Below are 26,719 nucleotides of genomic sequence, written 5' to 3' on the forward strand. Positions count from 1 at the left end.
ATTATTTTGCTAACTTTGAAGTTAAACGTGACTTGTCACGAGCAGCCTTGTTAGCTTTAATTAAGCCCTTTGATTTTGCGCGATCAATTGCGCTGATTGCGTTAATGTATAAATCTTTAACGTCGTCAGAACCGGCAACTTGTGCCTTTTGGAACTTCTTAACGGCAGTGCGGTATGCACTTAATTGTGCAGCGTTGCGACGTTGTGCTTTTTCGTTAGTTTTAACACGTTCGATAGCAGATTTGATAATTGGCATTTGACTCACCTCCGAGTATTATTCTAAGTAAAAATTATTAAATTTCAACAAGCATCATTATACAAAAACCAACGACTGATTGCAAGCCAAACTGTCAATGAATATCGGCGGTAAGCTTGTATTTGTCAGAGAAATCCGTTATACTATTTTTTGTGTGTTGTACAAGACCTTCAACTTAGTTTGTCGGGTACCACTTCCGCATACTCAGTTGTTGGCGTCAAAAAATAAAAAGGTGGTTATACATTATGGCAATTACACAGACTAAGAAGAACGAAATTATCAACAAATTTGCTCGTCACGAAGGCGATACCGGTTCAGCAGAGGTTCAAATCGCTGTCTTAACCGCAGATATCAACGAACTGAACGATCATATGCGTACTCATCGTAAAGATTACCATTCACAACGTGGACTCATGAAGAAGATTGGTCATCGTCGTAACCTGTTGGCATACTTGCGTAACAAGGATGTTACCCGTTATCGTCAATTGATCAAGGATCTTGGTCTTCGTCGTTAATATTAACATCAAGGAGAGCGGATAATATCCGTTCTTTTTTTATACATAATTATTTTAAGAAAGCACAATGTTTTTTGAAAAATTCGGTTTCAACAAAAAATATGTTAAACTAAAAGAAGCTGAAAACGAACGTAAAAAAGAACATATTAATTTTTGAGGTGAATCATGAAAAACGAAATCAAAGTAATGGCGATTGGTGGGGCCCGCGAAAATGGCAAAAACATGTACGCGGTCGATATCAATGGCGGTATTTATATTTTGGACTGTGGTCTAAAATACCCGGAAAATGAATTGTTGGGAATTGACGTTGTTATTCCCGATTTTAGCTGGCTTGAAGAGAATAAAGATCGCATTGTCGGTGTTTTCTTAACACATGGCCATGCAGATTCGATTGGCGCAATTTCTTATTTCCTGAGCAAATTCGATGTTCCCGTCTTCGGATCTGAAATGACAATTGAACTCGCTAAAATTAACGTCTCCGACTCTGAAGAAGTTAAGCACTTCGATGACTTTCACGTTGTCAGTGATCGCAGTGAAATTGATTTTGAAGACATTAAGGTTACTTTCTTCAAGACGACACACTCGATTCCCGGTTCACTCGGGATTGCGTTGCATACATCAAATGGAATCATCGTTTATACCGGTGACTTTAAATTTGACCAAACAGCGGCGCCAATCTATCAAACAAATTATTCAGCGTTGACCCAGCTTGGTGATGAGGGTGTTTTGGCATTACTTGATGATTCAAGCAATGCTGAGAACCCAAATCCCAGTGCCTCTGAAAAGAAGATCGCAGAATATATTTATGATACCTTCAATTATCAAAACAGCCGGATTATTGTCGCCGGTGTCGCCTCAAACATTTTAAGAATGCAGCAGGTCTTCAATGCCGCCGCCAGAACCGGTCGCAGAGTCTATTTAACCGGCCATGACCTGGAACGGATTGTCAAGACTGCCATGGGATTGAATACACTTAAACTGCCAGAAGACGATTTGTTGATTAGCTCACTGGACGAGCTTAAAAAAATGGCCCCTGATAAAGTTGTCATCATTCAAACCGGCAAAATGGGCGAACCAATCAAAGCGATTCAGCGGATGGCGAATAAAGAACAAAGTGATATTAATATTGAGCCTGGCGATCTGGTCTTTATCACGACAACCCCGTCAACTGCCATGGAAACAACGGTTGCCAAGACGCGTGACATGGTTTACCGTGCCGATGGCGAAGTCAAGATGATTTCTGATGAGATGAATTCATCGGGGGATGCCAGTCAAGCTGATTTACAGTTGCTGATGAATTTATTACATCCTAAGTATATTATCCCAGTCCAAGGGGAATACCGATTACTGGAAGCCAATGCTCAACTGGCCAAAGAAATCGGCTATACTGATGATCAAATCGTTATTCCTGCCAAGGGTGATGTGATCTCGATTTCAGAAGATGACATTCATTTGGGCAAGGGAGTTGACCTTGCGGATACCATGATTGACGGTATCGGTATTGGTGATATTGGCAACATTGTCCTTCGCGATCGAAAGGTACTCTCGGAAGATGGCATTTTTGTAGCAGTTGTGACGATTGACCGCAAAAAGAAGCGGATTGTGTCCACTCCCAAATTGACATCCAGAGGATTTGTTTACGTCAAAGCCAACAAAGACTTGATGAAGGACGCCGCCGGGATTATCGAAAAGACGGTTACCAACAACCTTGAACACAAAGAGTTCGATTGGAGTAACCTTAAGCAGGACGTTCGCGAGGATCTGAGTGATTACCTGTATAAACAAACCAAGCGGCGACCGGTTATTTTACCAGTTATTATGGAAGTTAACCAACACCATAAACGTTCAAAGAAAAAGCAAAAAGCAGCTGAAAAAAATTAGCCAACTGAGCGAGTAATTCATTCTTTTGAATTGCTCGTTTTCTATCTCTACACGGTATGGAGGAAAAGATGACTGAGATGATAAAAAACGATCGCGTCATCCTGTTGAGTGCTCAAGAGGATTTGCGGGATGGCCGTTATAATCAGGTCGTAAATAAGGCAGAGCATTTGTTGGGAAAATATCCGCAATCCGTGGAATTGAACGATTTGTATGCAAATGCGTTGTACCATTTGAAAAGATATGCCGATGCCGGACAAGTTGTGGCCGATTTTGCCGGGAGTTTCATCGCTCAACCAAGGTATCAAGGCCATGCGATGGAGATCCTTTTGGCCAACAATCTGTTCATGTCTGCCCGAGAGGTGCTTGCCCAGGTATCGACTTCAAAGAAGGGGGAGTGGAAGCAAAGAATCGTGACTGCTGAAAACGATTATCGTCAACAGCATTCAACCGAGCTGGCGGCGAAGTCACGTAAATTTGCCTATCTTGGGGCACTTTCCGTCACTGAGCAGGTTCATGAGGTTCAAGCAGCGCTTCATCTGCCACTAAATGAATATTTGTCGGCCGCCAAGACATTACTGAATGATCCGTTTGGGTGGCAGGTTTCGAAAACGCAGGTCTTGTTACAATTAATGAAAGCTCAAGTTTCTGAAAACGTTGATTTGATCTGGTTGGATGGAAAGACCCATACGATAAGTTTGGACGAATTAAAACCATTGGAGAAAATCGATGCTTTTGTGCGTGTTCTTCAAATTGTTGAGCAACAATTTGCTGATAAGGACCCAATCAAATTGGATTTGCTGGAAAGAGAATTATTCACTCAGAGTAATTATATTTACCCCTATTTTGATGATGTGATGACTGAACCCAACTTCTGGGCACAGGCAATTATTGCCCAATCGTTTGGTGAGCCGTTGCCCGCCAAGACACAACAGCAGCAAAGAATGTTATCTTGGATCAACCAGATTCATGATCAGGAAATTAAAATTGGTCTCATATAACTGAATTATTTTCGGAAAATAAAGGGAATCTGTTTACAAACATTACCAGTATCGATATAATACTTAAGGATTCTTCGAAAATTGACTACTTTGTCTTTTCCAGAAGATGTAGTATAATAACACTTAGAAATGCATTGATGCGAAATTGATGTAATTCTTGAAAACAACAGGAGGTTTCATTAATGGCAAAAGAACATTATGAAAGAACAAAACCCCATGTAAATATTGGTACTATTGGCCATATTGATCATGGGAAAACTACTTTGACTGCTGCAATCACTAAGGTATTGGCTGCAAAGGGTCTCGCTAAGGCTGAAGACTATGCTGATATCGATGCAGCTCCAGAGGAACGTGAACGTGGTATAACTATCAACACTGCTCACGTGGAATACGAAACTGAAAAGCGTCACTATGCCCATATCGATGCCCCAGGACATGCTGATTACATTAAGAACATGATCACTGGTGCCGCTCAAATGGATGGTGCTATTTTGGTTGTTGCCGCAACTGATGGCCCAATGCCACAAACTCGTGAACATATCTTGCTTGCTCACCAAGTTGGTGTTGATTACATCGTTGTATTCTTAAACAAGACTGATTTAGTTGATGATGACGAATTAGTTGACTTGGTTGAGATGGAAGTTCGTGAATTACTTTCTGAATACGATTATCCTGGTGATGATATTCCTGTTCTCCGTGGTTCAGCTCTTAAAGCACTTGAGGGCGACAAGGAACAAGAACAAGTTATCCTTGACTTAATGGATGTTGTTGATGAATACATTCCAACTCCAGAACGTGATGACAGCAAACCATTCTTGATGCCAGTTGAAGATGTCTTCACTATCACTGGTCGTGGTACTGTTGCATCTGGCCGTATCGATCGTGGTACTGTTAAAGTCGGTGACGAAGTTGAAATCGTTGGTTTGAACGACGAACCATTGAAGTCAACTGTTACTGGTTTGGAAATGTTCCGTAAGACTCTTGATGAAGGTCAAGCCGGAGATAACGTTGGTGTTCTTCTTCGTGGTATCGACCGTGATCAAGTTGTCCGTGGACAAGTTCTTGCTGCTCCTGGTTCAATCCAGACCCACAAGAAATTCGAAGGCCAAGTTTATATCTTGACTAAAGAAGAAGGTGGCCGTCATACGCCATTCTTCTCAAACTATCGTCCACAATTCTACTTCCATACCACCGATGTTACCGGTGTTATCGAATTGGAAAAGGGCGTAGAAATGGTTATGCCTGGTGATAACGTTACATTCCAAGTTGAATTAACTAAGCCAGTTGCCATTGAAAAAGGTACTAAGTTTACCATCCGTGAAGGTGGCCATACTGTTGGTGCCGGTGTTGTTAGTGATGTTAACGACTAGTTTTTATCATTAGACACACTTAAGCTGTGAGGATAATTCCTCGCAGCTTTTTTTATGTTTTTAGTTCGTTTGAAATTAATTTTACATTTTATGATTAATACGTTAAAATAACAATGTTATGCAATTATGAAATTGTAAAAAATTCTTTTGGTCTCGGAGGAAAAAAGATGTCTGCAAAATGGGAAAAGAAAGGTACCAATGATGGCGAATTAACATTCGAAATTGGTACAGATTCAATCAAATCAGGATTAGATCGTGCATTTAAAAAGAATAAGAACAGCATTCGGGTACCCGGCTTCCGTAAAGGAAAGGTTCCACGTCAGATTTTCACTAAGATGTATGGTGAAGAAGCATTGTACGAAGATGCCCTCAACATTCTCTTGCCTGACGAATATGAAAAAGCCGTTCAAGACGCTAAGATCGAACCAGTTGACCAACCTAAGATTAACGTTGAGTCAATGGAAAAGGGCAAGCCTTGGGTTATTAAAGCTAACGTTACCGTTAATCCAGAAGTTAAGCTTGGCGATTACAAAGGCTTGAGTGTGCCTAAACAAAATACCCGTGTCTATCAAAAAGACGTTGACGCTGAATTGGAAAAGAAGCGTGAAAGCCAAGCTGAATTGGTTCTTAAAGAAGACAAGGCTGCTGAGAAGGGCGATACTGTTGTTATCGACTTCGAAGGAAGCATTGACGGCAAGCCATTTGAAGGTGGCAGTGCTGAAAACCATTCTCTTGAACTGGGCTCAAACTCATTTATCCCAGGCTTTGAAGATCAGTTAATTGGTCACAAAGCCGGCGATGAAGTTGAAGTAAAGGTTACCTTCCCTAAAGATTACCAAGCTAAAGATTTAGCAAATAAGGAAGCCATCTTTAAAACCAAGATTCATGAAGTTAAGACAAAAGAATTGCCTAAATTAGACAATGACTTTGCCAAGGATGTTGACGAAGATGTTGACAGTCTTGATGAATTGAAGGAAAAGATCAAAGAAGACCTCAAGTCACAAAAGAAGTCTGAAGCTCGTGATGCCATCGAAGACGCTGCAATCAGTGAAGCAACTGATAATGCAGAAGTTAAAGACATCCCGCAAGCTATGATTGACGAAGATATTCAACGTCAAATGGATCAATATCTTGCTGGCATGCAACAACAAGGGATCAACCAGGACATGTACTTCCAGTTAACTGGAACTAAGCCTGAAGACCTTAAGAAGCAATTTGCTGACGGTGCTGAGAAGCGGGTTAAGACTAACTTGGTTCTTGAAGCAATTGTTGCCAAAGAGAAGATTGAGCCATCAGAAGATGATGTTAAGGCTGAGGTGAAGAACCTTGCCAAACAATATGGCATGAAGGAAGACGCTGTTCGCAGTGCCTTGACTGAAGACATGTTGAAACATGATATTGCAATCAAGCAAGCAATTGATATGATTGTTGATTCATCAAAGCAAGACGCCAAAGCAAAATCAACTGAAAAGGATTCAACTGAAGCCAGCTCAGAAAAATAGCTTTTTGCTTAATTAAAAGACCCGTTATTTTGACGGGTCTTTTTTTAAGGATAAAGCCGATTAATTGCAATTTGTATGTGATATGGTAAAGTTACTCTTAGTTGATTACTACTAATTGTATTTAAAGTCCATCTCGGATGGAGGAGTGAATAATTTGTTTGAAGATAATGAATCAAGCGGGCCTATTACTTGCTCGTTTTGTGGGAAAACACAGGATCAAGTGAAAAAGATCGTCGCTGGTCCTGGCGTTTATATTTGTAATGAATGTATCGATTTATGTAAAGAAATCATCGATGAAGAATTGGCACCTGAAAAATCATCAGACGATTTACTCAAAGTTTTGACGCCAGCTCAAATTCTGGACAAGTTAAATGAATTTGTGATTGGTCAAGAAAATGCCAAGCGGACACTTTCCGTTGCCGTATATAACCACTACAAACGGGTTAACGAAATGATTAGCGAACCTGATGATGATTTGGAGCTTCAAAAGAGTAACATTTGTATCATCGGCCCGACTGGCTCAGGTAAGACTTACCTGGCTCAGACAATGGCTAAAATTTTGAATGTCCCATTTGCCATTGCCGACGCAACAACGTTGACTGAAGCTGGGTATGTTGGTGAAGATGTTGAAAATATCCTGCTGAAACTGCTGCAGAACGCTGATTATGACGTTGAACGAGCAGAGCATGGGATTATCTACATTGATGAAATTGATAAGATTGCCAAAAAATCTGAAAATGTTTCAATTACCCGTGACGTATCCGGTGAGGGTGTTCAACAAGCCTTATTGAAGATTCTTGAAGGAACAATTGCCAACGTGCCGCCTCAGGGTGGTCGTAAGCATCCACAACAAGAATTTATTCAAATTGATACGACGAACATCTTGTTTATCGTTGGTGGCGCCTTTGATGGGATTGAAGGAATTGTCAAGAGTCGCCTTGGCGATAAGACAATTGGTTTCGGTACCAACTCAGATGAAGCTGCTAAGGTCGATGCCAAAAACATCATGCAGTCGGTTATTCCAGAAGACTTATTGAAGTTTGGCTTGATTCCCGAATTCATTGGTCGTCTACCGATTTTGACCGCATTGGATAAGCTTGATGAACACGATCTGGTTCGCATTTTAACTGAGCCTAAGAACGCTTTGGTTAAACAATACAAGAAGTTAATTGAACTTGATGGTGCCGAACTGGAATTTGCGCCTGGCGCATTGGAGAAGATGGCTCAACTCGCAATTGCCCGTGATACTGGCGCTCGTGGCCTTCGCTCAATCATCGAAGGCGTCATGCGTGACATTATGTTTGACCTGCCGAGTCGAAACGATGTCTCCAAGGTCATCATTACCCCAGAGACTGTGACGGATCATAAGGAACCGGAATTAATCTTAAAACAAGCATCGTAATTCCTAGAAATCTGATGTAGACTTTAGATAGCTTACTGTCAGATTTCTTTTTTATTCACACATTTTATTCATTGAAGGAGTGGTTTCATGGAAGTTCACAACGTCGACCTTACGATTAGTGCTGTCGCAGAAAAACAATATCCAAATACACAATTTCCAGAAATAGCATTGGTAGGTCGGTCAAATGTTGGTAAATCTTCCCTGACCAATGTGTTGATCAATCGCAACAAATTTGCTCGGACGTCCAGTCAGCCGGGGAAAACTCAAACCCTGAATTTCTACAACATCGAAGATAAGCTGTACTTTGTGGATGTCCCTGGATACGGTTATGCAAAGGCATCCAAAGCCAGTCGGGAAAAATGGGGCCGCATGATTGAAACCTATTTAACCAAACGTGAACAGCTGCGGGGGGTCATTACCCTGGTTGATGGTCGCCATGCGCCAACTGACGACGATGTTTCGATGCATAATTGGTTGAAGTATTACAATATTCCAATGTTAACGGTTGCGACCAAAATGGATAAAATCTCCAGCGGGAAATGGAACAAGCAGGAATCATTGATCAAAAAGACACTGCAGTTGGATGCCTATGAACCACTCATTTTGTTCTCCGCTTTGACAAAAACGGGTAAAAACGAGATTTGGCGTTGGATTGAGGGGAGAATGAAACGATGAATTTTGATGACTATCAAAAGGCAGCCAATCGGACACTGATGGGTAACGAGCAGGTTTTAACTAACTGTGCACTGGGACTCACCGGAGAATCCGGTGAAGTTGCTGACTTAATTCGGAAATATACTTTTCAAAGCAAGAGGCTCGATCATGATGAATTGGTTAAGGAGATGGGGGACGTCTTGTGGTACCTGTCCCAAATCTCAGAGTGGGCCGACATTCCATTTGATGAGGTCGCTACCGACAACATCAAACGGCTCGAAAAACGTTATCCTGAGCAATCAGGTGGCGTTAATCAAGTGAATATTTAAGGATCAATTTAGAAGCAGTCATTTTGAGATGGCTGCTTTTTTTGCAGCAATTTCTGGCAAAATGACCTCTTATTTGCATATTCGACATAATATTTTCACAAATAATGAATAAAACATAAAAACAGTTGCATTAAATGAATATTGGTGTTAATCTCAATACATTGAATTTTTCAGAAGATAAGAGGGAATATATATGTCAGAAAATAATAAAGTCATTTTAGCTTACTCCGGTGGCCTTGATACCTCCGTTGCAATTGCCTGGTTGAAAGACAAAGGTTACGATGTCGTCGCTTGCTGCATTAACGTTGGTGAAGGAAAAGATCTCGATTTCATCAAGCAAAAGGCACTGAACGTTGGTGCTGTTAAGGCTTACGTCATCGATGCCCTGGATGAATTTGCCGACAACTATGCTGCTGTGGCTCTGAAGGCCAACGCGATGTATGAAGGGTCATACCCGTTGATTTCAGCTTTGTCACGTCCTTTGATTTCTAAGACGTTGGTTCAAATTGCCCATCAAGAGCATGCCGTTGCCGTTGCCCATGGTTGTACCGGCAAAGGAAACGATCAAGTTCGTTTTGAAGTGGCCATCCACGGCCTCAATCCTCAGCTTGAAGTGTTGAGCCCAGTTCGTGATTGGCACTGGTCACGTGAGCAAGAGATTGAATACGCAAAGGATCACAATATTCCAATTCCAATTGATTTGGACTCACCATACTCAATTGATGCCAATATTTGGGGCCGTGCAAACGAAGCCGGTATTTTGGAAGATCCATGGCAAAGTGCCCCTGAAGATGCATTTGCAATTACCAATCCAATTGAAAATACGCCAGATACCCCCACTGAAGTTGAAATTACTTTTGAAAAGGGAATTCCAACTGAATTAAACGGCAAGAAAATGAAATTTGCTGACATTATCCAAGAACTCAATGAAACTGCCGGTGAAAATGGAGTTGGCCGAATTGACCATATTGAAAACCGTCTAGTCGGAATCAAATCTCGAGAAGTGTATGAAGCCCCGGCTGCAACGGTGCTGTTAAAAGCCCATAAAGAGCTGGAAGACTTAACATTTGAACGTGACTTGGCCCATTTCAAGCCAACTATTGAAAAACAACTGAGTGAACTTGTTTATAATGCACTGTGGTTCTCACCACTGATGGATTCAATTCAAGCATTCATTGATAAATCACAAGAGGTCGTTAACGGCGTCATTAAATTGCAACTGTTTAAAGGTAACGTGATGGTTCTTGGTCGCAAATCAGATTCTTCACTTTACGACAAGGATCTGGCAACTTACACTTCTTCTGATTCATTTGACCAAGAAGCTGCCAAGGGCTTCATCAAGCTTTGGGGACTGCCAACCCAGGTTTATCAACAAGTTGCCCTGAAAAATAAGAACGCACAGTTCGTTCAAGCAGTTACCAAGTCTCAGTTAAAGGACAAAGTGACGGTTCATGAACACAATTCTGCACATACAGGAGCTAAGAAATAAATGAGTACTAAGAAACTATGGGGTGGTCGATTTCAAGAACAAGCAGCGCAATGGGTTGATCAATTTGGGGCCTCAATTTCGTTTGACCAGTTAATGGCCGATGAAGATATTGAGGGCTCACTTGCCCATGTCAAAATGCTTGGGCACACTAAAATTTTGCCAACGGCTGATGTCGACCAGATTGTCGCCGGCCTCAACGGACTCCGAGAGGACCTTCATGCAGGTAAATTGCATTTTACCGTTGAAAACGAAGACATTCACATGAATATCGAAGCTTTATTAACCGAGCGAATCGGATCCGTTGCCGGCAAGCTGCATACTGCCCGTTCACGAAACGATCAGGTTGCAACCGACTTTCATTTATACTTGAAGAATCGCTTGCCACAAGTCATCGATGAAATCACGACGTTGCAGAAAACGTTGGTTGAGATGGCTGAAAAAAATGTTGAGACCATTATGCCAGGCTATACCCATTTGCAACACGCCCAACCGATTTCATATGGTCACTATCTGATGGCCTATTATCAGATGCTCAAACGTGACAAGGAACGGTTTGCTTTCAATATGAAGCATACGGACATCATGCCTTTGGGCGCTGCCGCGCTTGCTGGGACGACTTTTCCCATTGATCGGGAATACACTGCCAAAGAGTTGGATTTCGGTCAAATTTATCCAAATTCCCTGGATGCTGTTTCCGACCGTGATTTTGCTTTGGAGTTTTTAAGCAACAGTTCAATTTTAATGATGCATCTGTCTCGTTTCTGTGAAGAAATCAGCATGTGGGTCAGCCACGAGTTTAAGTATCTGGAATTAAGCGATGCTTATACGACTGGCAGCTCGATTATGCCCCAAAAAAAGAATCCGGACATGGCTGAGTTAATCCGTGGTAAATCTGGTCGGGTATACGGCCACTTAATTGGCTTGTTGTCTACGATGAAGTCTTTACCCTTGGCCTATAATAAGGATCTTCAAGAGGACAAGGAGGGGACTTTTGATACGGTCAAAACCTTATTGCCTTCCTTAAAAGTGTTTAACGGGATGCTAAAAACCGCCAAACCCAACGTTGAGCGGATGAAGCAGGCCACTGAGAATGACTTTTCCAATGCCACAGAACTGGCTGATTATTTGGCTGCCAAGGGGATCCCCTTCCGTGAAGCCCACGGGATCGTTGGTAAACTGGTTTTAAAGGGCATTGAGACCCACCAGAACCTCCAAGACATGTCCTTAGAGGAACTACAGGCAGCTTCACCTAAAATCCAAGAGGACGTCTATCACGACCTTAAATCAGAGGTGGCAGTTGAACGTCGTCATTCATATGGCGGCACCGGATTTGACCAAGTGCGGCTACAGATCAAAAATGCCAAGAAGGAACTTGGCGAATAGTTATTGTGTAAATGATATATATTTTCTGACAAAAATAAAACGAGGCACCGCTGAATCAGCGGCGCCTCGTTTTTCATTGTGTATATATTGGATTGAGTGGTGAGAATGCTGTTGGTGGATCCTTAAGCAGTTGTTCGTTACACTCTGATTAAAATGTGTTCCGACGGGTCAGATGCTAACTTCTAAAGGCACTTCAATTCAAATCCCAAAACCAGGGATTTAAATCAAAGCGCCTTTAGAAACCGCATCTCCCGGCCCTCGTCACACTCTGATCGAAACGTGTTCCGACGCAACTGGGGCTAACTTCTAAGGACACTTCAATTCAAATCCCAAAACCAGGGATTTAAATCAAAGTGCCCTTAGAAACCGCCCCAACCGTTGCTAGTCACACTCTGACTAGAACCATCTCTTCTTCTTTTCCGGTTTTTCTTCATTCTTGCGTTTTTTATCTTTATCTTTTTTATCGTGTTTTAAGAACTTATCACGCTTTTTATCTTCCGGATCCATTTCGGCAAACTTGCCGAACATCGCATCCATGTCGTTTTGGCGATTGACCTTTAATGCCATTGAGATTCATCTCCTTACCCTTTTCGTCATAACTATAGCAAATCTGACCGCAAAAGTCACATTTGTTGGCCATTACTCACTTTTTGATGCATAAATGTATTAATTATGTATAAATACGACTTAATTAAGATTTTTCTTGCATAAAATATATTTTGGGTGTAATGTATTGGTTATTATAAATTTGGAAGAGGGAAACTTGATGAAGAAGAGTCTTAAAGCAATTATTCAGACATTGATTATGATTGCCGCTGTATTTACTTTAACCACAGTATTTTCAAATCCTGCCTCCGCTGCGGACACGTCACTGCAACGAGTTAAGCAGCGTGGGGAACTGATTATGGTTACCAGTCCCGATTATCCACCATACGAATTTCAGGTGAATAAAAATGGCAAGGATAAAATCGTTGGGATGGATATCGACGTTGCCAAAAAGGTGGCCAAAGATCTCCACGTCAAACTGGTGATTAAGAGCATGAACTTCGATTCATTGTTGGTGGCGATTCAAACCGGCAAGGCAGATATGGCAATTGGGGGTATTAACCCAACTGCAGCTCGTCGTCAAAGTGTTGATTTTTCAAAGATCTATTATTCAGGCGGCCAAAGTTTCTTGATTAATTCAAGCGATGTCAACAAATACAAGAGCGCCAAAAATTTGAGGGGTGCAACAATTGGTGCCCAGACCGGTACTTTGCAGTATGGTCTGGCCAAGAAAAAAATTCCCAATTCCACCGTTAAAGGGATGGACAAGTCAACCGACTTGGTACTGGCCCTCAAAACTCATAAGATTGATGCTTTGGGAATTGAAAAGCCCAGTGCCGAAGCTTATGTGAAAAATGATCCCAGCCTAAAAATGATTTCATCCGGGTATCATTTGAACAAAAATGAAATTGGCGCTGCGATTGCCTTTAAAAAAGGGTCCGGGAGTTTAGTTGCCGCCGTCAATAAGAGTATTGACCAGATTAAAAAACAGAACCTCACCGAACAGTACCTGGCTGACGCCGGCAAGTATATGAAGGTTAATACAGTAAATACCTCCATGTTCCATTATTGGAAGTATTTTGCCAAAGGGGTTGAGTACACAATCCTGATCTCGATTGTTTCGACGTTCTTTGGGGTCCTGATTGGCGTTATCCTGGCACTGATGCGTTTTTCCAAACAGAAATGGCTTCGGGGTCTGGCAATTAGTTACACCGAATTTATTCGAGGCACGCCATTAATGGTTCAAGTTTTATTCGTTTACTTTGGAATTGGGGTTGTCGTCAATATTCCAGCTTTGATTTCAGGGATGATTGCCGTATCACTGAATAGTGGCGCTTACGTTGCTGAAATTATCCGTGGCGGGATCAATTCGGTTGCCAAGGGCCAGACCGAGGCCGCTGCCAGCTTGGGCTTGTCAAAGGGTGACCTGATGCGTTTTGTTATTTTACCGCAAGCCTTTAAGAACATTTGGCCGGCTTTGGGGAATGAATTTATTTCCCTGATCAAGGAAAGCTCCATTGTTTCGATTATTGGGGTGACCGATTTGATCTATCAATTAAACATCGTTCGTGCGGATACGTATCGTGGTGTCATGCCGATTTTCGTCGCCATGCTGCTGTACTTCATCATGACGTTTGCATTGACCAGAGTCTTGAACCATTTTGAAGGGAAGATGAAACATGCAGGATAAGAAAATTCTTGAAGTAAATCATTTAAATAAAAAATTTGGTGACAATGAAATTCTTAAAGACATCAATGGGACCGTCAAATCCGGCGAAGTTATCTGCGTAATCGGTCCATCCGGTGCGGGTAAAAGTACCTTTTTACGTTGCCTGAATTTATTGGAAAAACCGACCTCCGGTGAAGTGAAGTTTGAAGGAACCGATCTGACTCATGTTGATGAAAAACAGTTGATCAACTTGCGTGAGCGAATGGGAATGGTATTTCAAAGCTTCAATTTATTCCCCAATATGACGGTGATTGAGAATCTGAAGTTGGCACCAATTCGGGTTAAACACATGAAGGATGATGAAGCCCAAAAGATCGCCATGCACCTCTTGGATCGGGTCGGATTAGCTGAAAAGGCCGACGCCTATCCAAGCAGTCTTTCAGGCGGTCAGCAACAACGGGTGGCAATTGCCCGGGCATTGGCGATGAATCCGGAAGTGATGTTGTTTGATGAACCAACCAGTGCCTTGGATCCCGAAATGGTCGGTGAAGTTCTTGAAGTCATGAACGAGTTGGCGAAAGAAGGGATGACGATGGTTGTTGTGACCCACGAAATGGGATTTGCCAAAGAGGTTGCCGACGAGGTTTGGTTTATGGCCGACGGCTACATTTTGGAACGAAATAAACCCGAGGAGTTGTTTGACAATCCGCAAAATGAGCGGGCCAAAGACTTTATCGGAAAGATTATTCAAAATGTATGACGCAGGCTTTTAACTATTAGAAAGATCGGTGAGATGAACCTAGATGTGGTTCATTGTCGCCGATCTTTTTGCTTGTTTAAATTGCCCTGGCAGAAACATCAGGTCCAATCCCTGGTTCAAAGTAAAAAGAGGCAGATAGATGAAATTCATTGTCGAATCTTGTAAAATCTATTGATACCAGATGGTTATGAAAATCCCGCGAATGTTGGTTGGATGAAAGAATGGTTTGATCCCTCTAAGTCAGACACTCTCTGGGACACATCGGTTGAACCAAACATATATTCGATGTATAATTTTTAGATGAATATTATGAAAGGAGTGAGTTTTTTGGCGAGTGAATATATCGAACATAAATTGGCTTTACTGCCTGACATGCCTGGCTGTTACCTGATGAAGGACATTAACGGCAAGATTATTTATGTTGGAAAAGCCAAAAACTTAAAGAACCGGGTTCGTTCTTATTTTAAGAGCAGCCATGAAGGCAAAACTGCCCGGTTGGTCTCCGAAATTGCCGACTTCGAATACATTGTGGTTTCGAGTGACAAAGAAGCTTTTCTGCTTGAAATCACCTTGATTCAAAAGCATCGGCCATACTTCAACATCAAATTAAAACAGGGAAACGGTGGGTACCCCTACATTAAGATTACGAATGAACGGGACCCTCAGATTAAAATCGTCAATACGTTACTCAAAGATGGCGGTTTTTATTTTGGCCCTTATCCAAACGTCTATGCTGCTGAAGAGACGGTTAACTTTCTGCAGAAGGTCTATCCATTGCGCCGCTGCAACGGATTTCAGAATCGGCCCTGCCTGTATTATCATATGGGACAGTGCCTCGGGGCTTGCTTTAAAGTGGTTCCGGAAGAAACGTACGCCAAGCAGATTAAACGGATTAAGTCGTTTCTGAATGGCAATGTGTCTCACGCCAAGCAGATGCTGACGACTAGAATGGAAAAAGCAGCTGCCAAGATGGAGTATGAACGGGCCGCAGAAATTCGAGATCTGATCAAGTACATTGAAATTACCGTTGAGAAACAGAAAATTATTTCGACCGATAATACGCCTCGCGATATTTTTAATTACTATATGGATAAAGGCTGGCTCTCGATTCAGGTTTTCTTCATCCGTCAATCACGATTGATGAAACGTGAGAAACGTCTCTTTCCGATCATTGATGATCCTGAAGAAGAAATGGTCAGTTTTATCTCACAATTTTATAAGCAGAAAAATCAGATTCTGCCTAAGGAGATTCTGGTGCCCAAATCACTGCCAACAGATGTGATTAGTCACGTGGTTGAAGATGTTCCCGTTAGAACCCCCCAGAGAGGGCAGAAACGCGATCTATTGGAGATGGCTGGTAAGAATGCCCAGATGGTCCTAGAGGAGAAATTCCGCCTGTTAGAGCTTGATGAGAGCAAGACGACCGGGGCCATGAAAGAACTCACTGATGCAATGGGAATTGCGCCGGGGCACAAAATTGAAGCATTTGACCATTCTCATATTCAAGGAGCCGATCTGGTCTCTGCAATGGTGGTCTTTGTTGATGGTCAGCCCAATAAGAATTTATACCGAAAGTACAAATTAAAGACCGTCGATCACGCAGATGAAGCCGCCAGCACCAAAGAAGTCATCCGCCGGCGGTATACCCGACTGCTCAAAGAGCACGCTGAGATGCCGGACTTAATTTTAATGGATGGCGGGGTCATCCAGATGAACGCCGTCAAGGATGTCCTGGTCAATGAACTTGGATTGAATATTCCGGTTGGTGGGATGGTTAAGAATACGCATCACCAAACTGCCGATTTGCTTTTTGGTGATAATGACACGCCACTGCAGTTGGATCCCAAGAGTCAGGGCTTTTATCTGCTGCAGCGAATTCAAGATGAGGTCCATCGATTTGCGATTACCTATCATCATAAAGTTCATACAAAGAACTCATTGAGTTCCAGGTTGGATTCGATTGCCGGTGTTGGTCCCAAGACACGGAACAAACTTCTCCGGAAATTCGGATCGCTGAGGAAAATTTCAAATGCCCCAATTGAGGAATTGCGTCAATTAGGGATTTCAGAGACTGTGGCGCAAACAATCAAGTTCTCATTGAGTAAGATTGATGAAGAACGAAAAGTGACCAATTATCAAGATAAAAAATTGACGCATTAAAATGATTCGAAAGGGCTTTCTTCTCAAGATTATTTTGACCTGATGTAGGAAACTCGGTATACTGCTAGAGTATTGAACACGTAACTAACGACTTGGGATTAATTAGAATTAATTAAATGGTGATAAGATGTTTGTTGATCAAGTAAAGATTAATGTAAAAGCTGGAAACGGCGGAAATGGCATGGTTGCCTTCCGACGGGAAAAATATGTTCCAAATGGCGGCCCTGCCGGAGGTGACGGTGGTCGCGGTGGCAATGTCATCTTTAAGGTGGATTCTGGTATGAACACCTTGATGGACTTTCGATACCACCGAAAGTTTAAAGCCAAGAATGGCGGGAACGGCGCCAACAAATCAATGACCGGCCGAAGTGCCGACGATTTGGTCATTCCTGTTCCCGAGGGAACGACGGTTACCAATACCGTTACGGGCGAAGTCATTGGCGATCTGGTTAAGCCGGATCAAGAATTAGTGGTTGCCAAAGCCGGCCGCGGCGGGCGTGGAAACATTCATTTTGCCAGCCCGACTAATCCAGCCCCGGAAATTGCTGAAAACGGTGAACCGGGTCAGGAAGTGTCTTTGAGCCTCGAATTAAAGGTGCTCGCAGATGTCGGCCTGGTTGGATTTCCGTCCGCCGGTAAATCGACGCTGTTATCGGTTATCACTAGCGCCAAGCCAAAGATTGCCGGGTATCATTTTACAACCTTGGTTCCTAACCTTGGCATGGTGAGATTAGATGACGGCCGTGATTTTGCAGTTGCCGATTTACCCGGGTTGGTTGAGGGTGCTTCGAATGGTGTTGGACTTGGATTCCAATTCCTACGTCATGTCGAGCGAACCAGAGTCATTCTTCATTTGGTAGATATGTCAGGTCTTGAGGGCCGTGACCCATTTGAGGATTATTTGGCAATTAATAAAGAACTGGAACAATATGACGAGCGCATTTTGAAACGACCACAAATTATTGTCGCTACGAAGATGGACTTACCCGATTCTGCCGATAATCTTCAAATCTTCAAGCAGCAGTTGGCCGAGCATTCAGATGCAGATAAGACGCGAGAGATCTTTCCGATTTCTTCAGTGACCCATACGGGATTAACCGAACTGGTTCGACGAACGGCTGACTTGCTTGATACAACCAAGCTTTCAGACATGGAGCAGCCAGCGGAAACGACCAAGGAGTACGCTTACCAACCGGCTGAGACCAGCGATTTCCATATTGAATACGATAAAGAATATGAGTCATGGGTTATCTCCGGTGATAAAATCGAGAAATTATTCAAGATGACTGATACCGAACATGATCAAAGTATGTTACGATTTGCGCGACAAATGCATGGAATGGGAATTGATGATGCCTTGCGGAAGGCAGGGGCCAAAGATGGTGACACGGTTACTGTTTTGGACTTCTCATTCACATACGTTGAGTAGTTATTTGGGGAAATACAAATTCATATAGGGCAGGGAATATTTCGATGCAACAGGTTCAAACAAAAAAACAAGGCAAACGGCTTAAAAACAGCCGTTATATATCCGGTTTTGACGGGATCAGGGCACTGGCGGTTGTTGGTGTCATCATTTACCATTTGCTGCCGTACAAGCTGCAAGGGGGGTACTTGGGTGTACCGACCTTTTTTGTCGTTTCAGGGTATTTAATTACTGATCTTTTGTTACAAGAGTGGGAGCAAAACGGCCGGATTGATTTTTGGGCATTCTACGCGCGTCGTCTGAAACGGCTGTATCCTGCTCTGGTGTTTATGCTGGTGGGAACCGGCACATACATAACGCTGTTTCAACGCTCACTATTAACCAATTTACGGTCAATCATTACTACCAATATGCTGTACGTTTACAATTGGTGGGAGGTCGGCCATGGCCAGAGTTATTTTGACCGGTTTAACGGTGAATCACCGTTTACGCATTTGTGGTCCTTATCAATTGAAGGCCAGTATTACTTAATATGGCCGTTAATTCTAACCGCGATGGTCTTGATTATTCGCAAACGGCGGACAATTGCCAATATTCTTCTTGTGTTGGCAATTGGTTCCGGTGTCTTGATGGGACTGTTGTACACTGGTCCGGATACGTTGAATCGAGTTTACTACGGCACCGACACGCGAATGTTTTCAATCGTTTTTGGTGCTTTACTTGCTGTTATTTGGCCATCTACTCATCTGAAGAAAAATGTGACGACGCGATCGCGTTGGACCCTCAATATTATTGGGCTGGTGTCAATCGCAATCATTGCTTACCTGTATTTTGAACTCTCTGGTCAAAACACGTTTACGTATCGTGGCGGAATGTTCATTATGGCAATCGCTTCGACAACCTTGATTGCAGCCTGTGCCCATCCGGGAGCGGACGTGAACCGCTGGCTGACCAATCCGGTGTTTAGATGGATGGGGACCAGAAGCTACGGAATTTATCTTTATCAATTTCCAGTGATGATTTTTTATGAGATCAAAGTTCAAAATATTGCTGCCCATCCACTGATGAATGCAAGCATTGAAATTGCTTTGATTATGATTATTAGTGAGCTGTCCTATCGATATATTGAAGCACCGTTAAGACATTACCGCTACAGGAACCTCGGTCGGTCAATTTACGAGTTTGTTCAACCGAATTCGGAATACGGCTGGAAACGATTGTGGCTGATACCAGCAATTTTGCTGATTGGGATTTCGGCATATGGAAGTGCAATTTCACCTACCAAAGATGCCAAGAATGTACTGGAAGAAAACATCTCCAAGAACGAAAAGACCGCTAATGCAAATAACAAGGCAGCGTTAGCTAAACAAAAGAAGGCTTCCAAGCTCACTGCCAATCAAAAGCGGATGAAGAAACTGCTGAAGAAGAAATTGACGGTTAAGCAGTATAAAATCGCCAAACACTATGGCCTGAACAAACGTCAGTATCTGACGGTTTATCAACAACCGTTAACCGCCATTGGGGACTCGATTTTAGCTGATAACAGTCACGATCTTCAAAATGTCTTTCAAAATGCCTATGTTTCCGCTGCCGTTGGTCGTCAAATTTGGCAGGCTGGGCAGGTTTTGACCCAAATGAAGAATAAAAACGAGCTGGCACCTAACGTTTTAATTAACTTGGGGACCAACTCACCAATGACTTCCGCCCAGATTAATTCGGTTATCAAGTCAATTGGACCCAAGCATCAAATCTTCTGGGTAACGACTCACGTGCCAACCAGAAATTGGGAAACCGAAGTTAATCACACGATTCGAGCTGCTGCTAAACGCCATAAGAATATGCATATCATTGACTGGCACAGCTATAGTTTGAATCGGCGGGATTGGTTCTGGAACGACAACGTTCATCCCAATCCAAAAGGGAATATTTATTATACACATCTCATTGCGACGTCGATTAGCGATTTTTATAGTAAAAAATAAAAGTTTGAAGGCCTTCATTCCATGCAAGCAGCTGGATTGAAGGCTTTCAAACTTTTTTGGCTTATTTCAAATTAATGGTGAGTGTTGAATCCGGTGAGGGGGCAACTTTCTTTTGAGTGGTGGTGTAGATGGCACCAAACTGAATGGTGAGTTTGGTTGCCGGCTGAGTCGCATAATTGTGAAGGTAGCCGGTCATCGCAAAGCTGACGGCTCGATTAGCACCAATTTTATTGCCGGCAGACGAGTCGGTTAATTGATTAGCTGTGGTCAACATTTGCCCTTGATTGGTTTTAACATAATTGACACCGTTTAGTGCAATTTCAAAGTTGTGATGATTCGTCACTGTGTAATTGAGAACGAAGGTGTAGTAAGTGTCTGGAATGCTGCGAAGATTGAGCACCTGTTCGGCGGCCTCTTTAGCTTGCGGCGTCTTGGCGGTGTTCTTGATGACTCTTACCTGGTTGACTTTATAAGTTAATTTGTCAGCTTTGATATCAACCGGTTTGGTGGTCACGTCGGCTAATTGCTGTCGAGTCCCAAAACGGTCAAAAGTAAATTGATGTTTCGTGCTCAAGTCGCCATTTTTGACATAGTGAGCATTCTTTTGGACTGATTTGGGAACTTTGTATTGATAATCACTCCACGATTGGCTGGAACTTGAACTGGTTGATGAGCTGGAAGGCTCGTTTGACATATCAGCACTCAATGACTTTTTCTCAGTTGCTTGATTGCTTTTATTACCACCGCAGGCTGCTAATCCAACCGACAGGATGGCAAACATGATGATTAAGTATCCTTTTGCTTTCATATTTTTATCTCCTAGTAAAAAACAATTGATTTATTGACAATTCTAAACCCAAATATCAATTGGCGGTCGTTTAAAGTTCTTAAATCTGTCTTGAGGGAGAGCCGTTTGGTTCTGGTCATGAATTGATCCAACGTTATTGTAGCAAATCCACCCTGAGATGGGCTCGATTTGCCCAACAATAACGAATTTTTATCAATTAACAGCTGATTAACCGGCAAAAAGTGCTGACCTTCTGAAATTAATAGGGTCAACTTTGGGTTTAGTGTACTGCTGGCGCGGAAAAACTCATCTAAATTCATGGCTGCCATTCCCTTCTAATGATTATTTTAACGGATTTATGATACAATTGAAAAGTGATTTTAAGCGGTTGGCAGGTGCCAATCACTCTAACTCGATTTTAAAAATAAGGAAACGATAATAATGCAGATTGAATTTTTAGGCACTGGGGCAGGGTCTCCAGGCAAATTTCGCAACGTGTCAAGCTTGGCGTTACGGTTACTTGACGAAATCAACTCGGTGTGGTTATTTGATGTCGGCGAAGGCACCCAACACCAGATTCTTCGTTCAACAATTCGCCCCCGCAAGATTGAAAAAATTTTTATCAGCCATCTGCACGGCGATCATATTTTTGGCCTGCCGGGGTTGTTAAGCAGTCGCTCGTTTCAAGGCGGCAACACGCCATTGGACATATATGGGCCAAAAGGGATTAAAGAATATGTCAATGTGAGTTTGAAGATTTCTGAAAGTCGGCTCTCGTATAAAATTAATTTCCATGAATTACCCAAGGACACCGATGGCAAAATTTTTGAAGGTAAGAAGTTTACTGTTTATGCCGCGCCTCTGGACCATCGGATTACCAGCTTTGGCTATCGGGTTGTTGAACATGATCATCCAGGCGAATTGATGGTCGAGAAGTTGACTCAGTTGCATATTCCATCCGGGCCGGTATATGGCAAGTTGAAAATGGGACAAACTGTTAAGCTGACGGATGGTCGGGTGATTGATGGTAAAGAAATGATCGGTCGTGCCCAACCCGGGCGAATTGTCACGATTATCGGGGATACCCGAAAAACTGACAACGCCGTCAAACTGGCAGAGCATGCCGATGCCTTGGTTCATGAGAGTACCTTTGGCAAGGGTGAAAACAAACTTGCCAAGAATTATTATCATTCAACCAATATGCAGGCTGCTCAAATCGCCAAACAAGCTGGCGCAAAGATGCTGCTGTTGAATCACATTTCTGCCCGTTATACCGGTAAAATGGCCCATGAACTTGAAAAACAGGCACAAACGGTATTTCCCAATACCAAAGTTGTGAAGGATTTTGATGTCATTGAGATCCCGTTTGAGAAGCATTAGCGAATCATTTCTGGGGGGATAAGATTGAAAAAGCAAATTAGCACAATTATCAGCATTATATTGATTATCATCATTGCAATTTTTGCATTGATGAATTTTGAATCTGTTGAGGTTAACTTTGGCTTCGCATCATTTCAGGTGCCACTGGTACTTTTGATTTTGATTTGTCTCTTAATTGGTGCCCTGATTATTTTTCTGTTCTCGTCGACTCAGAATGTCAAAAAGAATCGTCAATATAAGCAATTGGCATCTGAAAGCCAAAAACGACAAGACGATTTAAACGCCGAGATTGGCGAACTCAATAACAATCTCAAAGAATTAGAAACTCGTTTGAAAAATTCGACGGGTAAACAGGAGATTGGTAGTCGAGATCAACAAATCAGTGATTTGCAGGATGAGATTGCCAAATTAACCGAGAAATTATCATCTCAAAAGTAAGGTAGAGTGTTTTAATGATTGATTCCAAGTATAAGTGGCAGCTTGATCAACCAGCTGATTCGTCAGTAGTTGACAAGTTGGCCAAGGATGCAAATATTGACCCATTTATCGCTAAAATGTTAATTCAGCGTGGCATTACCAGTGCTGATGTTGTCGAGGATTTCTTGAATCCTTCTGTCAGTGCCTTTCATGACCCGTTTTTGATGCATGATATGCATAAGGGAATTGAACGAATTCAACAAGCCGTCGAAAATGGGGAGCATATTACTGTCTATGGCGATTATGACGCAGATGGGATTACCAGCACAACCGTTATGTACGAGACATTGAGTGATCTGGGTGCTGACGTTGATTATTATATTCCCAACCGATTTACTGAAGGTTACGGCCCGAACGTCGAAGCTTTTCAAAAGATTATTCAAAAGGGTACATCACTGATTGTCACTGTTGATAACGGGGTTGCCGGGAATCAAGCGATTGCAGCTGCAAATGAGTTGCATTGCGATGTGGTGGTAACCGATCATCACTCGCTTCCTGAAAAGTTGCCTGATGCGTATGCGATTATTCATCCGCGGGTAAAAAATGAAAATGGGGATGCTTACCCATTTGGCGATCTTTGTGGCGCTGGCGTGGCTTTTAAAGTTGCTCAAGCGTTGATGGACGAAGTACCGTCTGATCTGATTGATATTACAGCGATCGGAACGGTTGCCGATGTCGTATCGTTACGTGATGAGAATCGCGCAATTGTTAAATTCGGTGTTCAGGCGATTTCAAATAGTCAACGTCCGGGGCTGCTTGCTTTGATTAAGGAAGCCGGCATTGATTTGGGGAGATTTAGCGAAGAAGATATTGGCTTTGGGATTGCTCCCCGTTTGAATTCGCTTGGTCGGATCAAAGATGCCACAGTCGGGGTCGAATTATTATCGACATTTGACGAGGATCGCGCAGGTGAATTAGCCAAATTTGCCAATCAGCAAAACGACTTACGCAAGTCACTTGTCGACCAGTTCTTCACTGAAGCGGTTCAGTCCGTTGAAGATAGTGGCGACATTTCTCAACGGCACACGCTGGTTGTCGTCGGCCATAACTGGCACCAGGGGGTTCTCGGAATCGTTGCAAGTCGACTGGTTGACAAATATCAGCGCCCGACAATCGTCATGACCGACACCGATGGTAGCGAAGAGGTTAAGGGATCCGGCCGTAGTGTCGACAATTTTGATTTATTTAAAGCAATTGACCCCATTCGCGATCAAACGATTGGCTTTGGCGGCCACCATTCTGCAGTTGGATTGACCATCAAGAAGGACAAAGTGCCTGTTTTGAAGGACCAGTTGGAAAAAGCTGCGGAAGAGCAGCAATTGGATTTATCTGTTAAGCCCAAGTTGGCCATTGCCGGCGTTATTCCGGTCTCTCAGGTTACAGCAGTGTTATGTGACCAAATCAAAACTTTGGCACCGTTTGGCCAGGACAACCCTAAGCCCATTTTTCAAGTCCAATTTGATCAGCTCGCCAACGTAAAGGCAATGGGTAAGACCAGTGATCACCTGAAGTTTTCACTGGTTCAAGGCAATAATCGGCTCACTGCGATTGCCTTTGGTCGAGGAAGTGCTGCCGTTGAGCTTCAAAATTCTCAAGCAGCCGTTCAAGTGGTTGGCGAGATTGGGGAAAACACTTGGAATAATCGAACGACGCTCCAATTAATGGTCGATGATCTGAAGCAGACATTACCGCCGGTGATCGATGAGCGGACCCACGAGCTGCACCGAAAGATGTTTGCGACAGTCGGCACTTACGTTTTCTTCCACGAAAAAGTCTTAAAACAGCTGCAAGGATATGTGGGTGACCAATCGCAAGTTGTGATGTATGACCAAGTCACCGAGGCATCGGCTAATGGCAATCGCTTGTATATTGTTGATTGTCCGGACGTGCTTGACGATTTGGTTCAGCTCTTAGCCAAAGTCCAACCACAAACCACGGTCCTATATCTTTACAAAAAACAACTTATCTCCAAAATAGGGATGCCAGATCGGAATTCTTATGCTAAACTGTTTAGGTTCGTTAAAGAACATTCAAACGTTAATATTGCGACGCAGTTAAAACAAATTTCAGAGCACTTACACATTTCTGCACGGACAATTATTTTTATGGTTCAAGTCTTTTTGGAGTTGGATTTCATTACGATTCAGGATCGGGTGATTAATTTGAATCCGAATTATACTGCCCGTGATTTGAAAACAGCTCCAAGTTACCATCTTCGAGTTGAACAGCTTGCAGCTGAAAAGAAATTGTTGGTTTCAAATACTCATGAATTAGTCAGCTTCGTCAAGGACTGTTTGGGTGTTTGATGAAAGGAAGAAAGAATATGCCAATCGATTTTTCAAAATATATTGCATCATATCCGGACTTTCCGGAACCCGGAATCCTATTTAGAGACATTTCACCTTTACTTGAAAACGGTGAAGTCTATCGGGCAGCAACCGACAAGATAGTTGATTTTGCCAAGGAACGGAACGTTCAGATGATTGTGGGTCCAGAGGCCAGAGGGTTCATTGTTGGCTGTCCAGTCGCCTACAAGTTGGGGGTTGGTTTCTCACCAGCTCGTAAGAAAAACAAACTGCCTGGTGAAACGATTGAGGAAAGTTATGGCTTGGAGTATGGTAAATCATCACTGTACTTACGAACCAACGCTGTTAAGCCGGGTCAGCGGGTCTTAGTAACAGATGACTTATTGGCCACTGGTGGGACAATTGATGCAACTATTCGTCTAGTAGAGAAGTTGGGCGGAATTGTTGTCGGCACCGCATTTTTGATTGAGTTGTCAGATCTTAAAGGCCGTGAAAAAGTCAAAGACTATGATTTCTTTACTTTGCTAAAATATTAAACCAAGTTCATTACTGCTGGTTATCCAGTGGCAATGAGCTTTTTTGTTACATTTGAATTCGTACTTAGTTAAACAAAAAAGCATCTCAGCATTGGTACGCTGAGATGCTTACTGTCATATAAGGTGAGTACAGGATTTGAACCTGCGCGCCGGTATTAGCCGGTTCGCCGGATTTCGAGTCCGGTGCATTACCACTCTGCCAACTCACCACAACAGTTTTAATTATATCAAGAGTTATTCTGAAAGTAAATTACTGTCTACTTGGAAGAGGCAAATTTTGTTTTAACATAGCCAACGACTGCCGGAATGAGCGAGATCGCGACGATTCCAATAATGACCATCGAGAAGTTTTCTTTAACAACGGGGATGTTACCGAAGTAATAGCCGGCACCACAACAGATGGCGACCCATGAGATACATGCAATCAGATTATACTTAATGAATCGTTTATAAGGAAAATCACTCGTAGCGGCAACGAAGGGGATTAACGTTCTGATGATTGGAATGAATCGGCCAAAGAAGATGGCCATTGCCCCATATTTGTTAAAGAACTCCCGGGCCTTGGTTAAATCCTTTTCCTTAATAAATTTTCCCAGGATTCGATTTCGGGGAATAATTTCTCCAAATTTGTTTCCAAAGAAGAAGTTGAGTGAATCGCCGCCAATTGAAGCGGCCAAAAAGATGATTACAAACAAGCCGATGCTTAAACCGTAGTTTACGTTGGCTGATAATGCCGCCGCAGCAAATAGCAGTGAGTCACCAGGCAGAAATGGGAAGATGACTGCGCCTGTTTCAATAAAGATCATTCCAAAGAGAATGAGGTAGGTGGAGTTCCCAAATGTATTCACGATATTTATTAGGTGATCGTCGATGTGTAAGATAAAATCAATGAGCGTGCTCAAGTAATCATT

At 42.7% G+C, this 26,719-nt stretch carries 23 protein-coding genes and 1 tRNA gene; 19 read left to right on the plus strand and 5 right to left on the minus strand.

The features are described from left to right. Position 1: 1 nt before the first annotated feature. Positions 2-256, minus strand: a complete 255-nt coding sequence (gene rpsT, locus KE627_RS09755) for a 30S ribosomal protein S20 (protein ID WP_013727573.1) — start codon at positions 254-256, stop codon at positions 2-4. A 245-nt stretch (positions 257-501) separates the two neighbouring features. Between rpsT and rpsO the strand changes: the two genes are divergently transcribed. The 10 genes from rpsO (at position 502) to argH (ending at position 11,779) form a co-directional block, all read left to right on the plus strand. Further along, a complete protein-coding gene (gene rpsO / locus KE627_RS09760; RefSeq protein ID WP_013727574.1) occupies positions 502-771 on the plus strand; it encodes a 30S ribosomal protein S15 in 270 nt (89 codons plus the stop codon). A 165-nt stretch (positions 772-936) separates the two neighbouring features. Further along, entirely contained in the window at positions 937-2,652 is a 1,716-nt protein-coding gene (locus KE627_RS09765; RefSeq protein WP_013727575.1) for a ribonuclease J, read from the plus strand. Between the two features lie 68 nt (positions 2,653-2,720). Continuing rightward, on the plus strand, positions 2,721-3,650 hold the full coding sequence (locus KE627_RS09770; RefSeq protein WP_056939197.1) for a hypothetical protein: 930 nt from the start codon (positions 2,721-2,723) through the stop codon (positions 3,648-3,650). A 182-nt stretch (positions 3,651-3,832) separates the two neighbouring features. Further along, positions 3,833-5,020: an elongation factor Tu gene (tuf, locus tag KE627_RS09775; protein WP_013727577.1), complete on the plus strand. Its 1,188-nt coding sequence runs from the start codon at positions 3,833-3,835 to the stop codon at positions 5,018-5,020. Between the two features lie 167 nt (positions 5,021-5,187). Further along, entirely contained in the window at positions 5,188-6,522 is a 1,335-nt protein-coding gene (gene tig / locus KE627_RS09780) for a trigger factor (protein ID WP_056939196.1), read from the plus strand. A gap of 154 nt (positions 6,523-6,676) precedes the next feature. Then, a complete protein-coding gene (gene clpX / locus KE627_RS09785) occupies positions 6,677-7,924 on the plus strand; it encodes an ATP-dependent Clp protease ATP-binding subunit ClpX (protein WP_014939666.1) in 1,248 nt (415 codons plus the stop codon). An 87-nt stretch (positions 7,925-8,011) separates the two neighbouring features. Next, positions 8,012-8,599 (plus strand): ribosome biogenesis GTP-binding protein YihA/YsxC, encoded by a 588-nt coding sequence (yihA, locus tag KE627_RS09790; protein ID WP_013727580.1) that lies wholly within the window; start codon positions 8,012-8,014, stop codon positions 8,597-8,599. Continuing rightward, a complete protein-coding gene (locus tag KE627_RS09795; RefSeq protein WP_013727581.1) occupies positions 8,596-8,907 on the plus strand; it encodes a nucleoside triphosphate pyrophosphohydrolase family protein in 312 nt (103 codons plus the stop codon). Before yihA ends, KE627_RS09795 begins: the two co-directional genes overlap by 4 nt. Before the next feature lie 193 nt (positions 8,908-9,100). After that, entirely contained in the window at positions 9,101-10,396 is a 1,296-nt protein-coding gene (locus tag KE627_RS09800; protein WP_056939195.1) for an argininosuccinate synthase, read from the plus strand. Further along, positions 10,397-11,779, plus strand: a complete 1,383-nt coding sequence (gene argH, locus KE627_RS09805) for an argininosuccinate lyase (RefSeq protein WP_013727583.1) — start codon at positions 10,397-10,399, stop codon at positions 11,777-11,779. 396 nt (positions 11,780-12,175) lie between these two features. Here the strand turns inward: argH and KE627_RS09810 are convergent, their stop codons facing one another. After that, positions 12,176-12,346: an SPJ_0845 family protein gene (locus KE627_RS09810; protein WP_013727584.1), complete on the minus strand. Its 171-nt coding sequence runs from the start codon at positions 12,344-12,346 to the stop codon at positions 12,176-12,178. 199 nt (positions 12,347-12,545) lie between these two features. Here KE627_RS09810 and KE627_RS09815 point away from each other — a divergent pair, with 199 nt between their 5' ends. The 5 genes from KE627_RS09815 to KE627_RS09835 all read left to right on the plus strand — a co-directional run bounded on the left by KE627_RS09815 (position 12,546) and on the right by KE627_RS09835 (position 20,322). Beyond that, positions 12,546-14,015 carry an ABC transporter substrate-binding protein/permease gene (locus KE627_RS09815; RefSeq protein WP_013727585.1) on the plus strand — a complete coding sequence of 490 codons (1,470 nt, stop codon included), beginning with the start codon at positions 12,546-12,548 and terminating at the stop codon, positions 14,013-14,015. After that, a complete protein-coding gene (locus tag KE627_RS09820) occupies positions 14,005-14,754 on the plus strand; it encodes an amino acid ABC transporter ATP-binding protein (RefSeq protein WP_013727586.1) in 750 nt (249 codons plus the stop codon). Before KE627_RS09815 ends, KE627_RS09820 begins: the two co-directional genes overlap by 11 nt. A 327-nt stretch (positions 14,755-15,081) precedes the next feature. Continuing rightward, positions 15,082-16,914 carry an excinuclease ABC subunit UvrC gene (gene uvrC, locus KE627_RS09825; protein ID WP_013727587.1) on the plus strand — a complete coding sequence of 611 codons (1,833 nt, stop codon included), beginning with the start codon at positions 15,082-15,084 and terminating at the stop codon, positions 16,912-16,914. A gap of 127 nt (positions 16,915-17,041) precedes the next feature. Next, the gene (obgE, locus tag KE627_RS09830; protein ID WP_013727588.1) at positions 17,042-18,343 is read left to right on the plus strand and encodes a GTPase ObgE; all 1,302 of its coding nucleotides are present in this window, start codon (positions 17,042-17,044) and stop codon (positions 18,341-18,343) included. A gap of 44 nt (positions 18,344-18,387) precedes the next feature. Continuing rightward, the gene (locus KE627_RS09835) at positions 18,388-20,322 is read left to right on the plus strand and encodes an acyltransferase family protein (protein ID WP_013727589.1); all 1,935 of its coding nucleotides are present in this window, start codon (positions 18,388-18,390) and stop codon (positions 20,320-20,322) included. 61 nt (positions 20,323-20,383) lie between these two features. Here the strand turns inward: KE627_RS09835 and KE627_RS09840 are convergent, their stop codons facing one another. Then, a complete protein-coding gene (locus KE627_RS09840; protein WP_013727590.1) occupies positions 20,384-21,130 on the minus strand; it encodes a hypothetical protein in 747 nt (248 codons plus the stop codon). A 420-nt stretch (positions 21,131-21,550) separates the two neighbouring features. Here KE627_RS09840 and rnz point away from each other — a divergent pair, with 420 nt between their 5' ends. The 4 genes from rnz to KE627_RS09860 are packed head-to-tail and all read left to right on the plus strand — an operon-like array spanning position 21,551 to position 25,808. Further along, positions 21,551-22,489, plus strand: coding sequence for a ribonuclease Z (rnz, locus tag KE627_RS09845; protein ID WP_013727592.1), 939 nt, complete (start codon positions 21,551-21,553; stop codon positions 22,487-22,489). Between the two features lie 24 nt (positions 22,490-22,513). Continuing rightward, on the plus strand, positions 22,514-22,927 hold the full coding sequence (locus KE627_RS09850) for a lipopolysaccharide assembly protein LapA domain-containing protein (protein ID WP_013727593.1): 414 nt from the start codon (positions 22,514-22,516) through the stop codon (positions 22,925-22,927). 14 nt (positions 22,928-22,941) lie between these two features. Beyond that, positions 22,942-25,272, plus strand: a complete 2,331-nt coding sequence (gene recJ / locus KE627_RS09855) for a single-stranded-DNA-specific exonuclease RecJ (RefSeq protein WP_013727594.1) — start codon at positions 22,942-22,944, stop codon at positions 25,270-25,272. Positions 25,273-25,289: 17 nt separating this feature from the next. Then, on the plus strand, positions 25,290-25,808 hold the full coding sequence (locus KE627_RS09860) for an adenine phosphoribosyltransferase (protein ID WP_013727595.1): 519 nt from the start codon (positions 25,290-25,292) through the stop codon (positions 25,806-25,808). Between the two features lie 121 nt (positions 25,809-25,929). Here the strand turns inward: KE627_RS09860 and KE627_RS09865 are convergent. Both KE627_RS09865 and KE627_RS09870 read right to left on the minus strand, forming a co-directional pair. Next, a tRNA-Ser gene (locus KE627_RS09865) sits at positions 25,930-26,017 on the minus strand. A gap of 48 nt (positions 26,018-26,065) precedes the next feature. Further along, positions 26,066-26,710 (minus strand): VTT domain-containing protein, encoded by a 645-nt coding sequence (locus KE627_RS09870; RefSeq protein ID WP_056939194.1) that lies wholly within the window; start codon positions 26,708-26,710, stop codon positions 26,066-26,068. Between the last annotated feature and the right edge of the window lie 9 nt (positions 26,711-26,719).

Origin of the sequence: Lentilactobacillus buchneri, from assembly GCF_018314255.1 — a bacterium.
GTDB lineage: Bacteria > Bacillota > Bacilli > Lactobacillales > Lactobacillaceae > Lentilactobacillus > Lentilactobacillus buchneri.